Origin of the sequence: Mycobacterium sp. OTB74 (assembly GCF_029892685.1) — a bacterium.
GTDB lineage: Bacteria > Actinomycetota > Actinomycetes > Mycobacteriales > Mycobacteriaceae > Mycobacterium.
Genome location: NZ_JARXVD010000018.1, coordinates 65,745 through 85,830, shown reverse-complemented (window position 1 = coordinate 85,830; position 20,086 = coordinate 65,745). Strand labels below are relative to the sequence as shown.

Here is a 20,086-nt window from a genome sequence, read left to right as displayed (position 1 = left end):
TGTTGCAGCGGTTAGGCATTCCAGGTCGCGTCAGTTTTCGATCTCGATGATCAGGTCACCGTCGGTGTCTGCATGCGCGTTTTCGCCGGGGCCGAGGATCACCGTCGTGAACGGACTCACCACGGCTGCAGGCCCGCACACCGTGACGCCCGGGAGCACAGCAGCCATGTCATACACCGCGGCGTCATGCCAGTGGCCGCCGATGTGAATCCGGCGGTGGTCGAGCGGCTCGATGTCGGTGATGCTCGGCAATGTGATCGGGTTGGCCTGCTCCACCGCGCCCACCGCGGTCAATCGCAGACCACGCACCATGGGCTCCTGCGCGCGGGACTCGATGAGCCGCGCCTCGGAGTTGATGCGATGGAATTCCGCAACCGCGGCCTCGACATCGGTCGGGTCCTCGACGCTGATCGCCGTGTCGAAGGTCTGTCCCGGATACACCAGTAGCAGCGACCATTGCAGTTGGATTCGGCTCTCCGACACACCGGCGACCGCGAATTCGGCCCGGGCTTTGTCACCCAGTTCGCGCGCCAGTCGGCCGAGGTGTGCGCGGTCGGCTTCGGCCCACTGCGCGATGTAACCGCGCGACTCGTCGATCACGTGGTTGGCGGTCAGCAGGCCGAGTGCGGAGAGCCCGGCTGCCGCCCGGGGTATCACCACCCGTGTCATGCCCAGCTCGCGAGCCTGGGTGGTTGCATGCACGCCGCCCATCCCCCCGAATGCCACCAGTGACAACTTGCGTGGATCGGCCCCGGCCAGCGACAGAACCCGGCGTACCGCATCGGTCATGTTGGCGTCGACCAGACGCACGATGGCCGCAGCGGTGTCCTCGACGTCCAAACCCACTCGGCGGCCGAGCTTTTCGATCGCAGCTCGGGCGGCCTCGATGTCCAAGATCATCCGCCCGTTGTTGAAACCTGTTGGCGCCAAACGGCCTAGCACCAGATCGGCATCGGTGACCGTCGGTTCAGTGCCACCGCGGCCGTAGCACACCGGCCCGGGTTCGCTCTGTGCGGACTGCGGGCCGACGTGCAGGACTCCGCCTTCCTCCCAGGCGATCGACCCACCGCCGGCACCTACCGACGGTATGTCGATCATCGGCAGTCCGATGCAGTAGCGGTGGAACCAGTTCCAGTCCATCTTGATCTCGGGCTTGCCGCCCCTGATCAGGCAGACGTCGTAGCTGGTGCCACCCATGTCGACGCTGACAACGTCACCGATACCGGTCCGCTGTGCTGCCCGCGCAGCCGCACTGACCCCGCCCGTCGGCCCAGAGCCGACGGTGGCGACAGCGCGTCGGGCAGCGGCGTCGGCCGTCGCGATGCCGCCTGCTGAGGTGGCCACCAGCAACTGGTGCCGGTAGCCGACCTCGGCAAGTCTGGCGGTCAACCGCTGCAGGTAGCCGGCGATCGGCGGACCGACGTAGGCGTTCACCAGTGTGGTCGAGGTGCGCTCGAATTCCGGTGGCTTGGGCATGATCTCGTGGGACAGCGAGATCATCTCGACGTCCGGATATTCATCGAGGACGATCTCCCGGGCGCGCAGTTCATGATCCGGGTTGAGGTAGGAGTGCAGGAAACTGATCGCGATCGAGGTCACTCCGAACGCCCGCAAACGGGCTGCGGCCTTGCGCACCTGCTCGTCGTCGAGCGGTGTGTCCACCTGACCCTCGGCGGTCATCCGTTCATCGACCTCGAGGCGGACCCGGCGCCGTGCGATCGGTTCGGGCGCCGGCAGCGTCGGGTCCCAGATGTCTTCTTTGTAGCATCGCCGGAATTCGATCTCGTCACGAAAGCCTCGGGTGACGATCAGACCTGTTGGCGCACCGGTCATCTGGATCATCGCGTTGTCGGCTGTAGTCGTGCCGTGCACGATGGTGCGGGTGCGGCTCAGCAGCTCCTGCACCGAGATGTTCTCCGCGTCGGCCAGCCTGGTGATGCCTGCCAGTACTCCCTCACTCTGGTCGCGCGGCGTGGTCGGCACCTTGTCCATCACCACCGCACCGTCTGGACGGCGCAACACACAGTCGGTGAAGGTGCCGCCGACGTCGACGCCGATCCGGTAGTCGCCGGTAGATTCCGTCATGAGTTGCGTTGCTTCCGTTCGAGTTTGGTTGCCTCAAGGTCGACGGCCAGGGTCATGTCCGCCAGTGATCCGGTGATCACGACGCCGTAGTCGCGCAGGGCACCGCCGACAGAGACGTATTCGTCCCACACGTCATCGAGCACGGCCTGCGGGTCGCGCAGCAGTGGGTCACCCCAGCCGCCCCCGCCACCGAAGTCGTAGACGATGCGCTCACCGGCCTGCAGCGGCAGACCCGAAACCGCGGGGTCGACAACCTCTGTCCCGACCACACAGTGATCGGGGGCGCCGTTGTGCCCGCCGGCGATGCCCGGGTGGGTGTGCCGTTGGTTGACGACGTATTGGTTCACCTGCGTAGGGGTACGCACTTCTTTGACGAAGTGACTGCCGCACCCACCGCGCCACTGCCCCGGCCCACCGGAGTCGGTGCGGTAATTACGGCCACGAAGGATGTGCGGGAACAACTGTTCATTGATCTCGGCACTGGCCTTGATGAGGTTGCCATTGGACGCCGACAGCGCACCCCAGCCGTCGGTCCCGCGGGCAGCACTGACCCACCCCGCACTGACCTCACCGCCATGGTCGAAGAACGACTTGCCGGTGCGAGGGTCTTGGTCTCCCCACATCTGCCGGGGACTGCCGAATTTGTAGGCCTGCGGGCAGCACCGGTCCGGGATGATCTGGCTCATCGCTATCGCGATCGCGTCTCCCACCTCGACACCGGGATGGTGGGTACCACTGGAAACCGGTTTACCTTCAACAGGATTCAGGCAGCAGCCCTCCGGCACCCGCAGATCAATGCAGTTGAAGAAGCCCTCGTTCTTGGGTATCGACGGGTCGACCAGGGTGGCCAGCTGCGCGATCACGTTGCCGCGGGTGTTGCCGAACGTCGACCAACCGTTGATCTCCGGGCGGGTGTCGGAGCCTTCGAAATCAATCACCAGCCGATCTCCTTGAACGGTGATGGCAACGTGCACATGCAGATCCTGGTTGCCGGCCGGGTCGGAGTCGCAATAAGCGTCAGCCTCGTAGGTGCCGTCGGGCCACCGGGCGATCTCGGCGGAGAATCGTCGGGTGGCGTCATCGACCGACCATTTCACCGCTCCATCAACGGTTTTCACGCCGTATTCGGCGATCATGTCGGTCAGCCGCCGCGCACCGAGTTGCGCGGCCCCTACCTGCGAGCGCAGATCCCCGATGAAACCGGGCAGCCGGTTGTTGGCGCGCATGGTCAGCACGACATCGCGACGTTCCCTGCCGGCTTCGACGATCTTGAGCAACGGGTAGCGCACCCCCTCGCTCCAGATGTCCTTGGCGAACACGTTGTATCCGCCGGCCATCGCACCACCGGTGTCACCGTGGTGGCACTGGATGGAGGCGAACAGCACCAACTCCCCATCCGGTCCGAACACCGGTGAGAAGACGTTCACGTCGGGCAGGTGGCCGCCACCGTGATAGGGGTCGTTGGCCAGGATCACGTCGCCGGGATACAGCTCGCCCTCGAAGAACTCCGCTGCGAAACGCACTGGCAGCGTTGAGGACAACATGAACTGCGGGATGCCCACCGACAGCGCGGCGAGCTTGCCCGTCGCATCGAGGATGGTGGCATTGCGCTCATTGGACTGATTGAGGATGGGCGTGGTTGCGGTCCGTGAGACGTAGGTGGCCATCTCGAAGCAGATGGTCTCCATCGCCGACCGGATGACGCTGGCCGTCACGTTGTCCACGGTGTTCTCGGTCATTCGTGTCCCCCCTCGAGGTCCGGCAGTTTTCCCGCACTGACGACGGATTGCAGTTCGGTGTATTCGGCCAGGCCTTCCTCGCCGAACTCGCGGCCGATGCCCGATTGCTTGAAACCCCCAAAGGGACTGGAGATGTCGAGCATGTACATGTTGATGCCGAAGGTGCCGGTCCGTACCTGCCCGGACACCTCAAGCCCGTGTGCGACGTCACGGGTCCACACCGAGCCGGCCAGTCCGAACTCACTGTCGTTGGCGATACGGATGGCGTCGGCCTCGTCGGCGTACGGGATGACGGTCAGCACGGGGCCGAAGATCTCCTCGCGGGCGATGGCCATGTCGTTGTCCGCCCGGGCGAACAGCGTGGGGCGTACGTACCAGCCACGCCCGCAAGGGTTGTCGTCTCCGCCCAGCACAAGCTTGGCGCCATCGGCGCTACCGGAGCGGATGTAGTCGCAGACCCGCTGCTGCTGGCGCCGCGACACCAGTGGGCCGATGTCGGTAGCCGGTTCGGTGGGGTCACCGACCACAAGTTCGGACATCATCTGCTCCAGTGCGTCGACGAATTCGTCGTGGCGGCGTTCGCTGACCAGGATCCGGGTTTGCGCCACGCACGCCTGCCCGTTGTTCATCAGGCTGGCCATCTTGAGTCCGGCCACGGTCTTGTCGATGCGGGCATCGTCGAGCACGATGGCCGCCGACTTGCCGCCCAGTTCCAGGCTGTAGCGCTTGAGCTGCTCGCCGCACAGCGCGGCGATACGCCGGCCGGTGGCCGAATTGCCCGTGAAGGCGATCTTGTCGACGCCGGGATGGCGCACCAGCGCCTCGCCGACGTCTGCACCGCCCGGCACCACCGACACCACACCTTCTGGCAGGCCGATCTGCTCGCACATCTGCGCCACCCACAGCGTGTCCAACGGCGTCTCCGGCGCGGGCTTCACCACCACGGTGCAGCCGGCGATCAGTGCGGGAATCAGCTTGGGCATCAACAGGTTCTGCGGAACATTCCAGGGAATGATGATCCCGACCACGCCGACCGGCATACGACGCAGATGAGCCGGACCGAGCAACCCGGCGCGGCGCTGCTCCCACGGAAAGGTACGTGCGGTCTGTACCGCCAGCTGCATCATGGTGGCCGCACCTGAGGCCTGACCTAGTCGGCTGAAACTGGCGGGTGAGCCCATTTGCGCGGTGATCAGGTCGGCCATCTCGTCGATGTGGCTGCCGTAGACGGCGGCCAGCTTCTCCACTGCGGCGATGCGCTCCGCGACCTGCAGCCGCGGCCAGGGACCGTGGTCGAATGCGGTACGGGCCGCCCGCACCGCGGCGTCGACGTCCGCAACAGATCCCGCGGGGGCATGTGCAATGACCTCTTCGGTGTGCGGGGAGACCACGTCGATGCGTTGATCACTCGACGGGTCGCACCACTTGCCGCCGACGAAGATCTGTTCGTAGGAGCGCACAGGTACCGCCTTTTGGAGTTCTAACCTGGTCCAGCTATTGCGCAATCTTAGTAAAGATAACACTTTAAGTCTGATCTGTAACGGCATCAGCTCGGCGGATCGAACAGGATGGGCAACCGCACCGTCTCTCTCAGCAGCGTCGAGGCGCCCATTTCCGGCTGGCCGCACAGCCGGTAGTGCGGCCAGCGCCGCAACACCTCGGTGAACACAATGGCCGTCTCCAGTCGAGCCAGCTGAGCCCCGAGGCAGAAGTGCTCGCCAATGCCGAACGCCAGGTGTGGATTCGGCGATCGGGTGACGTCGAACCGGTCGGCGTCGGCACCGAACACCGCTTCGTCACGATTGGCCGCCGCGTACAGCATCACCAGGTACTCGTCGGGTCCCACCGACTCACCGGCGAGGTCCACCGGACAGGTCGTGGTGCGCGCCATCGCCACGATCGGTGTCACCCAGCGCAGCATCTCCTCGACCGCCTCGGGCACCAGTGACTCGTCCTCAGCCAGCCGTGCCCGCTGATCCGGATGCTCGGCCAGCGCCACCAATCCACCGCTGATCAGATGCCGGGTGGTCTCGTTGCCGGCAACCAGAAGGCTCATGCAGAACCCGAGTTGCTCGGCCCGGGTCAACTCGGCATCGGCGGTCAGGGCGGTCAGAATGTCCTCGGGCGGATTCGGATCCGCTGCACGCTGATCGAGTTTGTCGTTGAAGTAGACGACGAACCCGGCAGCTTCCATGGCTCTGGGATCGGTGTAATCCGTTGCCGCAATAGCGATTGCGTCCGTCCACCGACGGAAGACCGGAAGATCTGCAGCGGGCACCCCCAGCAGATGCGCGATGACAAGCAACGGCACCGGTGCGCAGAGGGCATCCACTGCATCGACAGGGGCACCCGGTTCGACGGCGTCGAGCACCTCGGTGACGATCTTCTTGATGACCGGCCGCAAAGCAGCCACTTGGCGCACGGTGAAGCCGCGGTTGATGACGCGCCGCAGTACGGCGTGCCGAGGCGGATCGACATAAAGCAGCGAGTCGGCCGCTGCCACCGCCCGGCCGCGGTCGACGATCAGCACACCACGTGCAGAGCTGAAACTCACTGGGTCCTTGCTGATCTCGGCGATCTGCTGATGCCCGGTCACCACCCAGTACTGCCCCTCGGGCTGGTGGACCACCGGGCAGCGCCGGCGCAGATCACCCAGTTCGGCATCGGGGCCCTGCTGCCAGAACTGCGGGTCGTCTACGTGTGGGACTCTCACTGGGTTCCCTTTCGTTCGATCTCCCAAGCGCGCTATTTTGTTAAGATAGCGCTTTAGGTGGCCGATCGTGGACGGATGGGACTTCTGATGACAACGACAGGTGTGGGCCGGGAGACCCGGCGAAGGCTGACCTCGCCGCGCATCGCTGAGACCGTCGCCGACGAGTTGCGCCGTCAGATCGTCGACGGCGAACTGGCCGACGGCGACCTGCTGCCGCCGCAGGCCGTGCTGGTCGAGCGGTTCAACGTCAGCCTGGTATCGCTGCGAGAAGCGCTGCGCATCTTGGAAACCGAAGGTCTGGTGTCGGTGCGCCGCGGTAATCAGGGTGGCGCCTTCGTGCATGCCCCCACCAAGAGCAGCGCCGCCTACATGCTCGGTCTGGTACTGCAAAGCGAGCACGTCGCCCTCGGCGACCTGGGCGCCGCGCTGCGTGACCTCGAGCCCAGCTGCGCGGCACTGGCCGCGCAGCGCGCCGACCGGGCCAGCACCGTGGTGCCGGAACTGCAACGGCTCAACCAGGCGATGGCGGACCAACTCGAGGACGGCCCGGCATTCGCCGACCTGGGCCGGCAGTTCCATGACGCCGTGGTGGCCGGCTGCGGTAACGCGACGGTTGTTGCGGTGGTCGGCAGCCTGGAGGCGCTGTGGAGCGGCCACGAACAGCGCCGGGCGGAGCACAATTCCGCCACCGGCGAGGGTCCTTCGGTGGCGCAGCGGCGCGCGGTGCTCAAGACCCACACCGCGCTCGCGGACGCGATCGAACTCGGCGACACCGAACGCGCCCGCAACATCGCCACCCGGCACCTGGCCGATGCGCAGACCTACGTCCTGTCCGAGAACGGCAACCAGCGCATCATCGCAACCTCACCGGCGATGCTCGCGCGCGCCCGGGACTGGAACACGCAGTGACCACACCGCACCGTAACGCCGTCATCACAGGCGGTAGCGGTGGAATCGGAAAGGCTTGCGGCACAGCGCTTGCCGAGCGGGGCTACGACGTCATCCTGACCGCACGTACCGAAGCGCCGCTGCGGGCGGCCGCCGAGCCCATGGCAGCGCGCTGGGTGGTGGCCGACGCTTCCGACCCAGAGTCCTTCGCCGCGGCGCTGGCCGGGTTGGACCGGGTCGATCTGCTCGTGCACGCCGCTGGTGTGCTCGACGGAACCTATGCCCGCAAACAGAGCTTCGAACAGTGGCGGGCCACCATGTCGGCCAATCTCGATTCGTGCTTCGTGGTCACCCAGGCCGTCCTGCCGCTGATGAAGCCCGGCTCGCGGCTGATCTTCGTGTCATCGTCGGCCGCGCACGAACCGATGCCGGGCCGGACCGCCTACTCGGCCTCGAAGGCGGGTATGAACGCATTCGCGCGGGCACTGGCGCTGGAGGTCGACCGCGACGGCATCAATGTCAATCTGGTGACACCCGGGCCGGTGGAAACCGAGATGCTGCAGGATGTTCCGTTCGAGATGTACGCGGTCACCACAGCCGACGTCGCCAACGCGGTTGCCTGGCTGGACACCGTGCCACCCTCGGTGGACCTGCCCGAGATCCGGTTGAACGCGATCACCCGGGGCCCGACCGCCCGGCCTCCCGTGGTTCCGCTGGAGGTCCAACGCCGCGCGGTGCGCAGCTGACCATGACTTCGTGCCCCGACGGCGTTCCCTTTGGCACGCAACTGACCGCCCGCGCGCAGGCAGATCCCGACGGGATCGCGCTGACTCTGGTGCGCACCGACGGGTCCGAACGGACCTTGACGTGGAACTCGCTGGAATGCAACGCAAATCAGTGGGCTCGGGCGCTCGCGGAGCGCGCCGTGGGCGTTGGCGATCTGGTCGCGTTGTCAGTGCCCAACTCGGTCGAGCTCATCCTCGGTGCGCTGGCGGCCTGGAAGGTCGGGGCCATCCCGATTCCGATGCGCTGGGACCTACCGGAGTGGGAACAGCAGCGGCTGCTGGCTGTCATCGACGCCAAATTGGTCATCGACTCCGGTACCGCTGACGCCGTGGCTCGAGAAGCCTCACGGCACGACGACGCGGCCCTGCCGGAGGTGACCTCCCCCGCGCTCAACGGCATCTGCAGCTCAGGATCCACTGGGCTGCCCAAGATCATCCTCAATACCTCACCGGCGCTCTGGTCGCCGGCCAAGAGCACGCCGTTCATGACGCACTGGGCGCCGGTGAGCACACCGCAGACCATCCTGGTGCCCGCGCCGATGTACCACACCAACGGGTTCAATCCGCTGACGTATCTGCTCGGTGGTGACCGCCTGGTGGTGCTCGAGAAGTTTGACGCCGCAACGGTACTCGACGTCATCGAGCGCCACCGGGTCACCCACTTCACCGCGACACCGACCATGCTGTCGCGTATCGCCGACCGGCCCGACGTCGACCAACGGGACCTGTCCAGCGTCGAGTGGATCATGCAGGGCGCCGCGGTCATGCCGCCCACCCTGTTGCGGCGGTGGTTCGATCTGCTCAGCCCGCAGAGGGTGGTGATGGCCTATGGCATGACCGAGAACCTCGGTTTGACCACGCTGCGCGGCGACGAGTGGCTCGACCACCCAGGAAGCGTGGGCCGCGGCTTCCGGGATACCGAGCTCCGAATCCTCGATCCCGACGGGAGTCCCTGTCCCCCTGGTGAAATCGGCGAGATCTATCTGCGGGCGGCGATGAGCGACGGCTATCGCTACCTCGGGGGCGCGCCGCCACTACCGACCACCGCAGACGGCTTCACCTCGGCCGGCGATCTGGGCCATCTCGATGCCGACGGGTTCCTCTATATCGCCGACCGGCGCACCGACATGATCGTCACCGGCGGTGCCAATGTGTTTCCCGCCGAGGTCGAGACGGCGCTGATTGACCACCCCGCGGTTGCCGACGTGGTGGTGATCGGTCTCGCCGATGCGCACTGGGGCCGGCGTGTGCACGCCGTCGTCCAACCGACCGAACCCGCCGATCCGCCCGATGCACAGGACGTCATCGCATTCGCCAAGGCTCGGCTGGCCGGCTACAAGGTGCCCAAGACCGTCGAATACATCGACGAAATCCCCCGCACCGCAGCAACGAAGGTGAACCGTTCGGCAATGGTGGCCGCCCGCGGCGGCTGACGCACAACAAGATTGGAGAATCCATGACGGAACATGGCGCCATTTTGCGCGGCATCGGCGAGCCGTTGAGCATCGAGGAGATCGAGCTCGCGCCGTTGGCCGCTGATCAGGTCCGGGTGCGAATCGCCGCCAGTGGGGTGTGCCACTCCGACCTGTCGCAGGCCACCGGTGTGCTGCCGGCCGGAACCCCTTGCGTGCTCGGTCACGAAGGTGCGGGCGTGGTTGCGGCGGTGGGCTCGGACGTCCACCATGTCAAGCCCGGCGACCATGTGGTGGTGGCCTGGGTGGCCGCGTGCGGGCACTGCTGGTTCTGCCAGCGCGGTGAAGTTCACCTGTGCCGCAACGCCATCCGTGACACATACTCCATGCCGTACGCCACTGACACCGGCGGCACACCGCTGTTCACCTCGATGGGCGTGTCCAGCTTTGCCACGGCCACCAATTGTCTGGCCCGCGCCGTGGTGCCGATCGATCCGGCGATCCCGTTGGAGATCGCGTCTCTGATCGGCTGCGGAGTCGCCACTGGTGCTGGAGCCGCGCTGAACACCACGCCGGTCCAACATGGCAGCACGGTCGCCGTCATCGGGCTCGGTGGCGTAGGGCTGGCCACCCTGATGGCGGCCAAGGTGCGCGGGGCCGCCGACATCATTGCCGTCGATCCGGTCGCCGAACGGCGCATGGCGGCAATCGAATTGGGCGCCACCCACGCGATCGACCCCAATGCGGGAGACGTTGTCGCGCAGATCCGGGCACTGACCGGGCGTCGCGGTGCAGACTATGTGTTCGAAGCGGTGGGTCGCGGATCGACCATCGCCACGGCGGTCGAGGCCACCCGCCGCGGCGGGACCATCTGCATCGTCGGGGCGGCTCCCCCTGAGGAGACCGTCACCCTGTCCGCCTACGACCTCTACATGCACGGCAAGACACTGGTCGGCTGTCAGTACGGTTCCGTGGTGCCGGGCCGGGACTTTCCCATGCTGCTGGATCTGTGGCGAGCCGGGCGGCTACCGCTGGAACGGTTGATCACCAGCCGGATCAAGCTCGAAGAGGTCAACACCGCGTTCGACGATCTGCGCGCCGGCAGCGGTATCCGGTCGGTGATCGTCAACGGGGAGTGACGAGAACGGAGATCAGCACATGACATCTGCCGGTGCCCTGCACGACGAACTGATAGCCGCACTGACTCTGGTCGAGCAACCCGACGGTGCGCTGCGCGCGCCGTACTTCACCGAGGGCCGCGGCGTCGTGTTCGGCGGACAACTGCTTGGCCAGGCGATCGTGGCGGCGAGCCGGCGGCTGCCGGACAAGCGGGTCAAGACGTTGCAGATGCTGTTTGCCCGTGGGGTCAGCCTCACCGAACCGGTCGACATCCTCGTCGACCCGATGCATGAGGGTCGCAACATCGGCAGTGCCACAGTGAGTTTCGTGCAGAACGAACAGGTCTGTGCGCGCGCACTGGTGCTGTTCGACGTGGCCGAGCCCGACCTGGTGCGCTATCAGGTCCCGATGCCCGACGTCGAGGCACCCGATCCGGCCAAGGCACAACCGCATCCGCTGACCGCGCCGCAGACCATCGTCGTCGGCGATGTCGACGTCAGGGATCCCGCGCTGACCGGCCCGGCGTCGCTGCGCTTGTGGGTGCGTTTTCCAGATGCCCCGGATGGCGCCGCCGTGCACCGCGCGCTGGTGGCGCACACCACCGATGGTTGGCTGATCGCCACCGCGATGCGGCCACATGCCGGCCTCGGCCAGTCGATGGCACACAAGGAGGTGTCCACCGGCGTCCTCACCCAGACGCTGTCCTTCCACGGCGAATTGGACGCGCGCGGTTGGCTGCTGATCGACCACGAGGTGGTCGTCAGCCGCGGTGGACGCAGCTACGGACGCGGCAACATCTTCGCCGAGGACGGCACCGTCGTCGCGTCCTTCGTGCAGGACGCACTGCTGCGCCGTTTCCCGCAGGGGCAGAACTCCGCGGGCCGGCAGAAGACCATCTTCTAGCCGGACATGATCGAAAGCGGGCCCAGCGCAAGCAGTTCCACCACCACACCGTCCGGGTCCACCACCGTGGCCACGCTCTTTCCGTTCGGCAGCGGCATGATCCGGGGCGGCCCACCGAGCCCCAGTTCGGCCAGCCGCTGCAGGGTCGCCTCGATGTCGACCTGAATTGCCAGCAGGAACACCCCGCGCGTGGGCGAGCCGGATTGTGCTGCGCCGTCAGTGATCTCGCGGACCCCGAGGTCCAACAGTTCCACAATGCCCGAGTCCGTGTTGGCCGGATCGCCCAGGAACACGGTGCGCGTCTCGGTGGTATGGACACCGAGCAGCGGCTCCATGTCGCCCGGCAGTACCTTGTCGACCAGCACGGTCAGGCCCAGTCCGTCGCGGTAGAACTGCAGCGACTGCTCCATGTCGCGCACGCACACACCCGCATGGTGAAGGATCGTCACAGGAATGAATTCTCCACTGTCAGACCGAGTTCGGGGAATGCGCCGAGCGCGAAAGTCTCCAGATCGCCCAGACCGACCCCACCGCCGACTGGGTCCTCTACCTTGACCAGCAGGTCCCGCAGTTGGTGCACCTGGCGGGCCACCTCAGGTTTGTCGCAGCCGGTGACGTGGTTGCCCTCGACCCGCAACTCCCCCACCCACTCGCCGTACACCCAGTCGTTCCAGCCGTAGTAGCCCGCCGGCCCCAGGTGATAACCGGTAGCACCGGCAGCCGTTACCGTCAGAGGCCGTTTGGTGCCGTCCTCCTGCACCAGCGTGATGGTGCCGTGCGTGAACCGCCGGTTGCCGTCCTCGAAGTGCAACTCCTGCTCGACGGCCGGGAACCTGAACGCCGTCCCGTCGTCGTTCTGCTGCTCGGCCTGGTAACGCAGTTGGCTGAAGCCAGGGCCCTTCTCCTCCTGGTAGAACAGGAAAATCGAGTACTTCGACCCATCGGGCCGGGTCAGCGTCATGGGCGCCCAGGTCATGAACATCTGCTCGATCTTGTGCCGACCGCGCCGCGGCAGCCCCGGAATCGGTTTGCCGACACCGGGCCGAAGCCCCCACGAGTGATCGCGCACGGAGATCCACTCGTCGCTGTTCACCTCGGTGTGCTCACCGTGCAGTTCCACCCAGCCGCTGGCCGTGCCAACCTGGTGATACCGCAACACGTTGTGGGTGACGCGATAACCGTCGGGGCTGCGGTCCGGCCACGGATCCTCCAGTGCCGCAGGGAAATCCCCGGTCAGCACGACGTCGAACGCGATGGGCGCGTGTTCGTTGGGGTCCAGGCTGATACGGACTGACTTCAGCGGTTCGACGACGCGGTAGTGGATCGGCCCGATATCAGCCGCCGACGGATCCGCCGACAGTCGGCGTCCGGCCCGCACTGTCCACTGTTCGGTACCCCGGCACACCCCGGCCGCGCCGTCGAACACCCCGCGGTTGGTGTACTTGCCGACGCCGAGCACCAACTGCAGGGAGTTGTCCCGCGCGTGCGCCATGCTCCAAATCTTCTCTGTCCATGACGGATCGGACTGGCTCACGGTGGCGAAAGTGTCGACGATCTGGTGGGTGAGGAACTCGTCCTCGGGAACCAGATCGCCGTAGTTGGTCGACAGCACTGTTGCGTACCCTCCTGTGGATCAGTTGGCGGCGGCGCCGAAAAAATCTGTCATGTCCGAGCCGTTCTCATAGGCGCGCATCCAGGTGTCCGCCCACTCGGGCAACGGCTGATCGGCCGGATCATGGTTCGGGGTCTGCGAAAGTACCAGCCGGTAAACCATTTTCACCAGATGCGAAGTGGGTACCGAACCGAACAAGGTGGGCGGACCGGCATGTCGGGCACGCCTGCCTCGGCTACCTGGGCCGCGGAAAAGCAACTCCCCGATGAGCAGCTTCGGCGACATCAACTCGACGGCCGAAGCACCGCCGCGGTCAGTCGGCGGGACGTGTTCGTCGAACGCCGCGGCGATGTCGGCCATCACGGCGGACACGTGGTTGAACGTCGCCCTGAATTGCTTGGTCCGGTACCAGGAGTTGTCGCAGAGATGGCGATAGAGGATCAGGCCGGAACTACGATGCTCGATCTCCTCCACGAAGTGCCACACCATCAATGAGGCGACGCGGCTGTCCCCGCCGCCGAACAGCGAATCACGGTTATCTAGAACAAGTTTGAACAGCGGCGTGAACGTCGCCTCCAGGTTGGCGACGTAGGCGGCGTGGTACTCCACCGGATGCTCTTCGATCAAACGGTCATACGACGCCACCGCACCCTGATACGCGCCCTCCAGTGCGGGATACCGCTCGATGAGCGCCAGCATGTGCTTGCGGTGCGCGGCGGCGTGCTGGGCCTCCTGGCGCAGGAATGCCTCCGCCTCGGCTGCGACCTCCGGGTCCTCGTCAAGCTTGTCCTGGGCCCGGCGCAGCGACGCAATGATGTACTTCTCGAACGGGACCGCAATGAACGTGAAGGCATTGCAGAAGATGCTGAAATTCGGATTGGCCGGCTGCCAGTTGAACGGCACGCTGGCGTCGAATTCCCATCGAATCTTGCGGACCACCAAGTCCGTCATCGATCGAGACCTCCCGGGACTGCCTTCGCGACTGTGGTTGACGTAGTAGAAGGCCGGTGTTTCACCGAACAGCGCAGCGAACCTCGCTACGAACGGCCTAAGTGTGACACCATGGGTCATACATGTAAAGCAATTGGCACAGCGGATCGGATGGCTGCGAATGAGTTCTGATGCCGAACAGTCCACCCGGCGACGCATCCTGGACGCCACCCGGGTGGTGCTGACGCGCAGCGGTATGCGCAATCTGCAGCTGTCCGAGGTGGCCGCCGAGGCCGGGGTGTCACGCCCCACCCTGTACCGCCACTTCGGCACCCGCGAGGGGCTGATGGACGAGTTCGCCGCCTATGAGCAGGACCGTTTCGACGCCGGTATCGCGACCGCGGTTGCGGGGCTTCGCGGCGACGACCGCCTCGACGCGGTGCTCGGTTTCATCGTCGAGTTCCAGAACTTCCACACCGCGTCGGCGGTGGTCGATATCGAGCCCGAGCACGTCCTCAACCAGATGCGCAAGGTGCTGCCGATCATCCGCAACCGGATCCGCCGCGAGCTACGCGGCCCCAACGCCGACACCGCCGCATCGGCGGTGGTCCGCATCGCCGTATGCCACTACCTCGTCCAAGGCGGCACCCCCGAACAGTTCCTGGCCGAGCTGCGGCTGGCCGCTGGGCTGGACCCCCGCCGCCGGCGCCTGGTTCATAACGCGGCAGGCTGAGCCAGCCAGCCGACAATCCTCTCTGCGACTGCATCCGGGGCCTCCAGATGCAGAAAGTGACCGACCCCCTCGAGCATTTCGAACGCCGATCCGGGCGCCGGCAGGCTGGTCAACGCGTCGTCGACGAGCTCTGCACCGATCGCGCCGTCCTGACGTCCGTGCAGGTAAAGCGTCGGAATCGATGGCAGATTCATTGCGGCCAGCGCTTCGACCTCGGCGACGGGGTCAGCGCAGTCGGGGTTGAACGACGCCCGGTACGGGTTGATCACCCCGCCGATGGTCTCGGCCGTGACGTGGCGGCGCAGCTCGGCCAGGTCGGCAGTCGCGTCGTACCCGGGCGACCAGTCGCGCCACAGCGACTCCCAGAACCCTTCGGCCAGCAGCGCCATCTCGGCCAGGCCCGGTTGCTGGATGAACCAGATGTAGAACGACCGACGCAGCTGCGCGTAACTGAACAGCCCCTGGCCTAGCACGGCGGTGGGCGGCACCGCCATGGTGACCAGCCGGGCGAACGCCGACGGGTCGGCGCTGACAGCGCCATACCCTGCGTTGGCGCCCCAGTCGTGACCGATCAGGACGGCGCGTTCGTCACCGCGGTAGGTGTCGCGGATGTCGAGGATGTACCGGACATAGGTGCCCACACTCACCGGGCCGGAATGCGGCGCACCGTAGCCGGGCAGCCACGGCGCCACCGCGCGGTAACCGCGCTCGGCCAACCGCGGTCCCAGATGTCGCCATGTGTACGGGGTGTCGGGGAATCCGTGGACCAGAACCGCCAGCGGGCGAGCCGGATCGTCGATGTCGCCGAAGGTCGGTGCAACAGGTTCGGTCATGCGCAAACGCTCCCTGGATCGTGTTACACGAAACGGTATCAACGTAATATCCAAATTGCTTTACATACACACCCTTCTGTGTAACAGTTTCGGCTATGGCGGGCATCACACTGCAGCAGCGCGACCTGGCTGAGACCCGAGAACAGCTGCGCGGCTGGTTCGCGCACCGGTTCGGCACCGATCTGGCGGTGTCGGAACTGCAGGCCGCCAACCGAGCCTCCGGATGGTCCAGCGAGACGTTGGCCTTCTCGGTCGACGGTGCCGGGGACTGCGGACCGGCCGGTGAGTACGTGATCCGAATTCCACCCGCCGGCGGTGGGCTGTTCCCCGAGTACGACCTTGCCGGGCAGACGCACACCCAGGAACTGCTGCGACCGCGCGGTGTGGCGACTCCGTCTCCCATCTACTACGAAGGCGATAGCAGCTGGCTTGGTTCGGCGTTCATGGTGATGCCACGCATCGTCGGGCGCACGCCGCCGGACATGACCTACAACATCCGCGGCTGGCTGCATGATGCTGGCCCGGAAGTGCAACGCCGCCTTCATGATTCGTTCCTCGATATCTTGGCCACCCTGCAACGGATACCAGAACAGGACGTGCCGTGGCTGCGCCGGCCGACCGGCGTCGGTGTCGGACCCGAGATCATCTGGTGGCGCGAGTATCTCGCCTGGTCTACCGATAACGACGTCCCGGCGCTGATGACGCAGGCGTTCGACTGGCTGGAGCGCAACCAGCCCGAGGACCCGGGGCCGCTCGGGCTCAGTTGGGGCGATGCGCGGTTGTCCAACACCATCTTTGACGACACCGGAACCATCGTCGGAGTGCTCGACTGGGAGCAGGCGTGTATTTGCCCGGCTGAGGCCGACTTCGGGTGGTGGCTGGCCACCCGTCGCCAGACGCTCGAAGTCCAGGGCTTGACGGCCGACCCTGAACTGCCCGGCTTCGACAGCCGTGAGCGCGTCATCGCGCGGTACCAGGAGATGATCGGCCGCCCGCTGCGTGACCTCGAGTTCTACGAGATGTTCTCGATGATCCGCATGGCGTGCTGCATCGTGCGCATCCAGGTGCTGCTGCGCAACCTCGGCCAGCACGAGCACGGTTTCATGCGAGCCCCACTACTGCCCCGGTGGGCAGTTGAGGCCCTGCGGTCGTGACGGATTGGGTATCGACATGCGACGTATCTCCCTGATGGCAGTGGTCGGCGGTATGGCCGCGGCGGTGGCGGACCTGGCCACCCGAGTCTCCAGATGGCCTTCGCCGGCCCGCCCCGACGGCACAGAACGAACCGGGCTGCGGGCCATCGAGGAATTCCTCAATGGGGCAGGCGCAGTCGACGATTTCGCTCCGATACAGGCCGAACGTGTCGCGACGGACATCGTGGAACTGGTGCAGCGCGAGGTCCGTGAAATCACAGGCCTGGCCGACCATCTCTACGGCATGGTCGATCTGGACTGCCGCGAGGCGGACCTGTCCGGGGAACTCTACGTGCGTCTCGACGACCTGCGCTGGCTGCTCGCTGGTTATGTGCTGCACGGCGACCGCATTCGGCACTTGGTCCAGCTGCCCGCACTGATAGCCGCGCTGGTCGAGAGCCTGGTCGCCGAAAGTGCTTACGCTGCAGCGCGATCGGCGGCTGTCGAGCTGCTGTCCAGGATCCGCGACACCAACTCTGCGGTGACCGACTGGCTGCTGATGCATCGGGTGGCACTGCCCGATCCCGACATGCTGGACTCCAATGCGCTGTTCAACCGCTACAGCCGGCTACAGACCGAGCCCTGCTGCGTGTCCGCCGATCCGCTGTACCTGTTGACCTGCCATCTGCATGACGTTTTGGAAACCGCCGACGCTGTCGATGATCCCGACCATCCGAGCCTGCGGGTCCTCGAGGCGCAACTCGGCAAGCCGCTGGCCGCCGTCGAAGACGAGATCGCGGCGGTGATGGCGTTCAATGCCGCGCTGGCAACCTTGGCCCGCACCTTGCGGCTTGCCCGGACCGACGCGTGAAACCCTTTCTGTCACTGGGCCTCAACTTCTACCACCGGGCTTCGTTGCGCTTGCCGTCGGTGGTGACGTTCACCGCCTGACCAACCAGTTCCCGCGCCTCGGCATCGCTCAGCAGATCGGCGTCGTGGACCCGGGCCAGCGCCCGGCCCTCGGCGGTGTCGAGCACCACCAGACCCTGCTGCGGTTGTCCGTCGCGGCCGTGGGCAACCGTATAGGCGCACACCGTCGCCGATCCCGAGTATTCGGTGAGCACCGGCAGGTGCGGCTGAGCCTTGTCCACCTCTGCCTGTAGACCGTTCAATTCCGGGGTATCGTTCGATTCCAGCACGGTGGCCACCCCAGGTGCACAGGACCACACGGCGGCAACGTGTTTGGCCATGTGCATGCCGACACCGGTGACCAGGGTGTGGCCAGGGCTCTTCGTGAACGCGGTGGCGAGCACGTGGGTCAGATAGCCACTGGCTGGCCCGCCCGCGTATGGCAGTCCACCGGTCAGGGTCAGCCCACGCGGGTCGTCCAGGGCCAATCCCAGTGCGTCACAGGCGAATCGCACCGACGACGGAAAACATGAGTACAGATCAAAGGCGTCGATCTCATCGAGGCCGACACCAGCGCGCCGCAGAGCGTGCCGGCTCGCGACAGCCATGGCCGCAGACTGCGACATGTCTGCCCGTGCGGCGACGGTGGCCGGATCCTCGGCGTAGGCCATGCCGGACAGGTAGAGCCTGCGGTCCTCGGCGACCCCGAGCGCGTCCGCCTTGGCCCGAGTGGCCATCAGCACCGCAGCCGACATGTCGACGTCCATGACTGCGACCTCGTGCTTGGTGTACGGCCAACCGACATAACGGTTCTCTGGCGTCGGCTTTCCGACGGTTGCCGCATCCAGCGCCACCGGGCGCCAGGCATACGGGTTCTGCGCGGCGGTGCTGCTCAGTCGCGCCATCACCGATGCAGCCTCAGCTGCATCGTCGGACAACGTCACGGCTCGGGCGGCCCGGCGGGCGGTGTCGAACAACGGGAAAGTCTCCCAGGCCTGCAGCACCTCGTGGTTGAGTTCGGACGGGTGCGGCGGGTCCCAGGGGAAGGGCGACGACTTTCGGTGACTCCATGGCAGTTTCACGCCGCCCTTCTTGGCGGCGCGCAGGGTGGCAAGCGCCTCGGCACTGCACAGCAGCGCCAGGTCCAGGTCGCCGTGGAACATCATCTGAGCGGTCTGGCCGACGAGCTGCTGCGGTGTGGTGCCACCGATCCCGGAGTAGTGCCGATGGCCTGGATCGGCGCCCAGCTCGGCGGCGAGTCGTCCCACCGGATCGTCGTAGGGCCAACTCTGGCAGTAGACCACCTGCAGCGAATCAATCTGCGGCAGAACGTGTTCAATACCGGCCTGGGCGGCCGCCTCGCGGCTGCGCTGCGCCCAGCTCACCAGTGGCTCAGGTGCGGCCGCGTCATGCACGGTGTGCTGGGCGGCCCCGATGATGCACAGCTGGCGCGGATCCTCGGCTCTCACCGGCCCGACCACTGCGGCGCACGTTTCTCGGCGAAAGCCCGCGGGCCTTCCTTGGCGTCTTCGGTGGTGAAAATCTCCTTGGCGATCCGCGCCTCGTTCCGGTACGCCTCACGCATGTCAACCTTGAGACCTTCCAGCACACTGCGTTTGGTGGCCTGCACGGCCAACGGCGCGTTGCGGGTGATCCGGGCGGCGTACTCGTACGCCTTGTCCAGCAGGGCGTCCTCGGGTACCACGGCGTTGAGTAGGCCCATCTCGAGGGCCCGCTGGGCATCGATCAGGTCGGCGCACAGCAGGAACTCCATGGCCTGGGCGAAGGGCACCTGGCGAGGCAAGCGAACCGTCGTGCCACCCCCGGCGAACAGACCGCGGGCGGGTTCGAGGACGCCGAAACTCGCGTGCTCACTGGCGATCCGGATGTCGACTCCACCCAGCATCTCCATCCCTCCGGCCACACACGGACCGTTGACGGCGGCGATGATCGGCTTGTAGATCTTGCTGCCCCGTAGGACCGCGTCAGTACCGTCGGACAGTGAGTAGCCATTGACCGAGTCGGCCGTGCCGGCCTTGATCTTCTCGGCCAGCGCGGTGATCTCCGGGACGTATGTCTTGAGATCGGCCCCCGACATGAAACTGCGTCCCACGCCGGTGAAGATCGCCACCCAGGCCTGCTCGTCGAGCTCGAAGCGCTTCCACGCCTGCGCAAGTTGGTGGAAATGCTCGAGGTCGCATGCGTTCTTGGCCTCGGGACGGTCCAAGGTGATCAGCGCGACGTGCTCGGCGCCGGGGCGGGCCGCAAGCTCGTAATGGACTGGCACGGTTC

Annotated in this window: 18 protein-coding genes; 8 read left to right on the top strand and 10 right to left on the bottom strand. The window is 66.1% G+C overall.

Annotation, left to right across the window (positions count from 1 at the left end; all coding sequences use genetic code 11):
- Positions 1-30: 30 nt before the first annotated feature.
- The 4 genes from M2432_RS21680 to M2432_RS21665 all read right to left on the bottom strand — a co-directional run bounded on the left by M2432_RS21680 (position 31) and on the right by M2432_RS21665 (position 6,537).
- Positions 31-2,085: a hydantoinase/oxoprolinase family protein gene (locus tag M2432_RS21680; protein ID WP_280828896.1), complete on the bottom strand. Its 2,055-nt coding sequence runs from the start codon at positions 2,083-2,085 to the stop codon at positions 31-33.
- On the bottom strand, positions 2,082-3,824 hold the full coding sequence (locus tag M2432_RS21675) for a hydantoinase B/oxoprolinase family protein (RefSeq protein WP_280828895.1): 1,743 nt from the start codon (positions 3,822-3,824) through the stop codon (positions 2,082-2,084). The genes M2432_RS21680 and M2432_RS21675 overlap by 4 nt, the downstream gene beginning before the upstream one ends.
- Positions 3,821-5,284: an aldehyde dehydrogenase gene (locus M2432_RS21670; protein ID WP_280828894.1), complete on the bottom strand. Its 1,464-nt coding sequence runs from the start codon at positions 5,282-5,284 to the stop codon at positions 3,821-3,823. The genes M2432_RS21675 and M2432_RS21670 overlap by 4 nt, the downstream gene beginning before the upstream one ends.
- 86 nt (positions 5,285-5,370) lie before the next feature.
- A complete protein-coding gene (locus M2432_RS21665) occupies positions 5,371-6,537 on the bottom strand; it encodes a cytochrome P450 (protein ID WP_280828893.1) in 1,167 nt (388 codons plus the stop codon).
- 87 nt (positions 6,538-6,624) lie between these two features.
- On the opposite strand from M2432_RS21665, the gene M2432_RS21660 reads away from it, so the two are divergent.
- Genes M2432_RS21660 through M2432_RS21640 form a run of 5 tightly spaced genes read left to right on the top strand, consistent with a single transcriptional unit; the run spans position 6,625 to position 11,644 of the window.
- Positions 6,625-7,446 carry an FCD domain-containing protein gene (locus M2432_RS21660; RefSeq protein WP_280828892.1) on the top strand — a complete coding sequence of 274 codons (822 nt, stop codon included), beginning with the start codon at positions 6,625-6,627 and terminating at the stop codon, positions 7,444-7,446.
- Entirely contained in the window at positions 7,443-8,171 is a 729-nt protein-coding gene (locus M2432_RS21655) for an SDR family oxidoreductase (RefSeq protein ID WP_280828891.1), read from the top strand. Before M2432_RS21660 ends, M2432_RS21655 begins: the two co-directional genes overlap by 4 nt.
- Positions 8,172-8,173: 2 nt before the next feature.
- Positions 8,174-9,643 carry an AMP-binding protein gene (locus tag M2432_RS21650; protein WP_280828890.1) on the top strand — a complete coding sequence of 490 codons (1,470 nt, stop codon included), beginning with the start codon at positions 8,174-8,176 and terminating at the stop codon, positions 9,641-9,643.
- Positions 9,644-9,666: 23 nt separating this feature from the next.
- Positions 9,667-10,761 carry a Zn-dependent alcohol dehydrogenase gene (locus M2432_RS21645; RefSeq protein WP_280828889.1) on the top strand — a complete coding sequence of 365 codons (1,095 nt, stop codon included), beginning with the start codon at positions 9,667-9,669 and terminating at the stop codon, positions 10,759-10,761.
- Between the two features lie 19 nt (positions 10,762-10,780).
- The gene (locus M2432_RS21640) at positions 10,781-11,644 is read left to right on the top strand and encodes an acyl-CoA thioesterase domain-containing protein (RefSeq protein WP_280828888.1); all 864 of its coding nucleotides are present in this window, start codon (positions 10,781-10,783) and stop codon (positions 11,642-11,644) included.
- Here M2432_RS21640 and M2432_RS21635 read toward each other — a convergent pair.
- From M2432_RS21635 to M2432_RS21625, 3 genes are read right to left on the bottom strand one after another with little or no spacing between them, the layout of a single operon-like run.
- A complete protein-coding gene (locus M2432_RS21635) occupies positions 11,641-12,093 on the bottom strand; it encodes a VOC family protein (protein ID WP_280828887.1) in 453 nt (150 codons plus the stop codon). The genes M2432_RS21640 and M2432_RS21635 overlap by 4 nt on opposite strands.
- The gene (locus M2432_RS21630) at positions 12,090-13,256 is read right to left on the bottom strand and encodes a hypothetical protein (protein WP_280828886.1); all 1,167 of its coding nucleotides are present in this window, start codon (positions 13,254-13,256) and stop codon (positions 12,090-12,092) included. The genes M2432_RS21635 and M2432_RS21630 overlap by 4 nt, the downstream gene beginning before the upstream one ends.
- Before the next feature lie 21 nt (positions 13,257-13,277).
- Entirely contained in the window at positions 13,278-14,207 is a 930-nt protein-coding gene (locus M2432_RS21625; protein ID WP_280828885.1) for a metal-dependent hydrolase, read from the bottom strand.
- A 160-nt stretch (positions 14,208-14,367) separates the two neighbouring features.
- Here M2432_RS21625 and M2432_RS21620 point away from each other — a divergent pair, with 160 nt between their 5' ends.
- Positions 14,368-14,919 (top strand): helix-turn-helix domain-containing protein, encoded by a 552-nt coding sequence (locus tag M2432_RS21620; RefSeq protein WP_280828884.1) that lies wholly within the window; start codon positions 14,368-14,370, stop codon positions 14,917-14,919.
- Here M2432_RS21620 and M2432_RS21615 read toward each other — a convergent pair.
- Complete coding sequence (locus M2432_RS21615) at positions 14,901-15,752, bottom strand: alpha/beta hydrolase (RefSeq protein WP_280828883.1); 852 nt, start codon at positions 15,750-15,752, stop codon at positions 14,901-14,903. The two genes, M2432_RS21620 and M2432_RS21615, sit on opposite strands and share 19 nt — an antisense overlap.
- 95 nt (positions 15,753-15,847) lie before the next feature.
- Between M2432_RS21615 and M2432_RS21610 the strand changes: the two genes are divergently transcribed.
- Together M2432_RS21610 and M2432_RS21605 are read left to right on the top strand one after the other, a co-directional pair.
- Positions 15,848-16,906 carry a phosphotransferase family protein gene (locus M2432_RS21610; RefSeq protein WP_280828882.1) on the top strand — a complete coding sequence of 353 codons (1,059 nt, stop codon included), beginning with the start codon at positions 15,848-15,850 and terminating at the stop codon, positions 16,904-16,906.
- A 16-nt stretch (positions 16,907-16,922) separates the two neighbouring features.
- On the top strand, positions 16,923-17,756 hold the full coding sequence (locus M2432_RS21605) for a hypothetical protein (RefSeq protein WP_280828881.1): 834 nt from the start codon (positions 16,923-16,925) through the stop codon (positions 17,754-17,756).
- A gap of 28 nt (positions 17,757-17,784) precedes the next feature.
- Here M2432_RS21605 and M2432_RS21600 read toward each other — a convergent pair whose 3' ends face one another.
- The gene (locus M2432_RS21600; RefSeq protein WP_280828880.1) at positions 17,785-19,263 is read right to left on the bottom strand and encodes an acetyl-CoA synthetase; all 1,479 of its coding nucleotides are present in this window, start codon (positions 19,261-19,263) and stop codon (positions 17,785-17,787) included.
- Positions 19,260-20,081 (bottom strand): enoyl-CoA hydratase-related protein, encoded by an 822-nt coding sequence (locus M2432_RS21595; RefSeq protein WP_280828879.1) that lies wholly within the window; start codon positions 20,079-20,081, stop codon positions 19,260-19,262. Before M2432_RS21595 ends, M2432_RS21600 begins: the two co-directional genes overlap by 4 nt.
- Positions 20,082-20,086 lie beyond the last annotated feature (5 nt).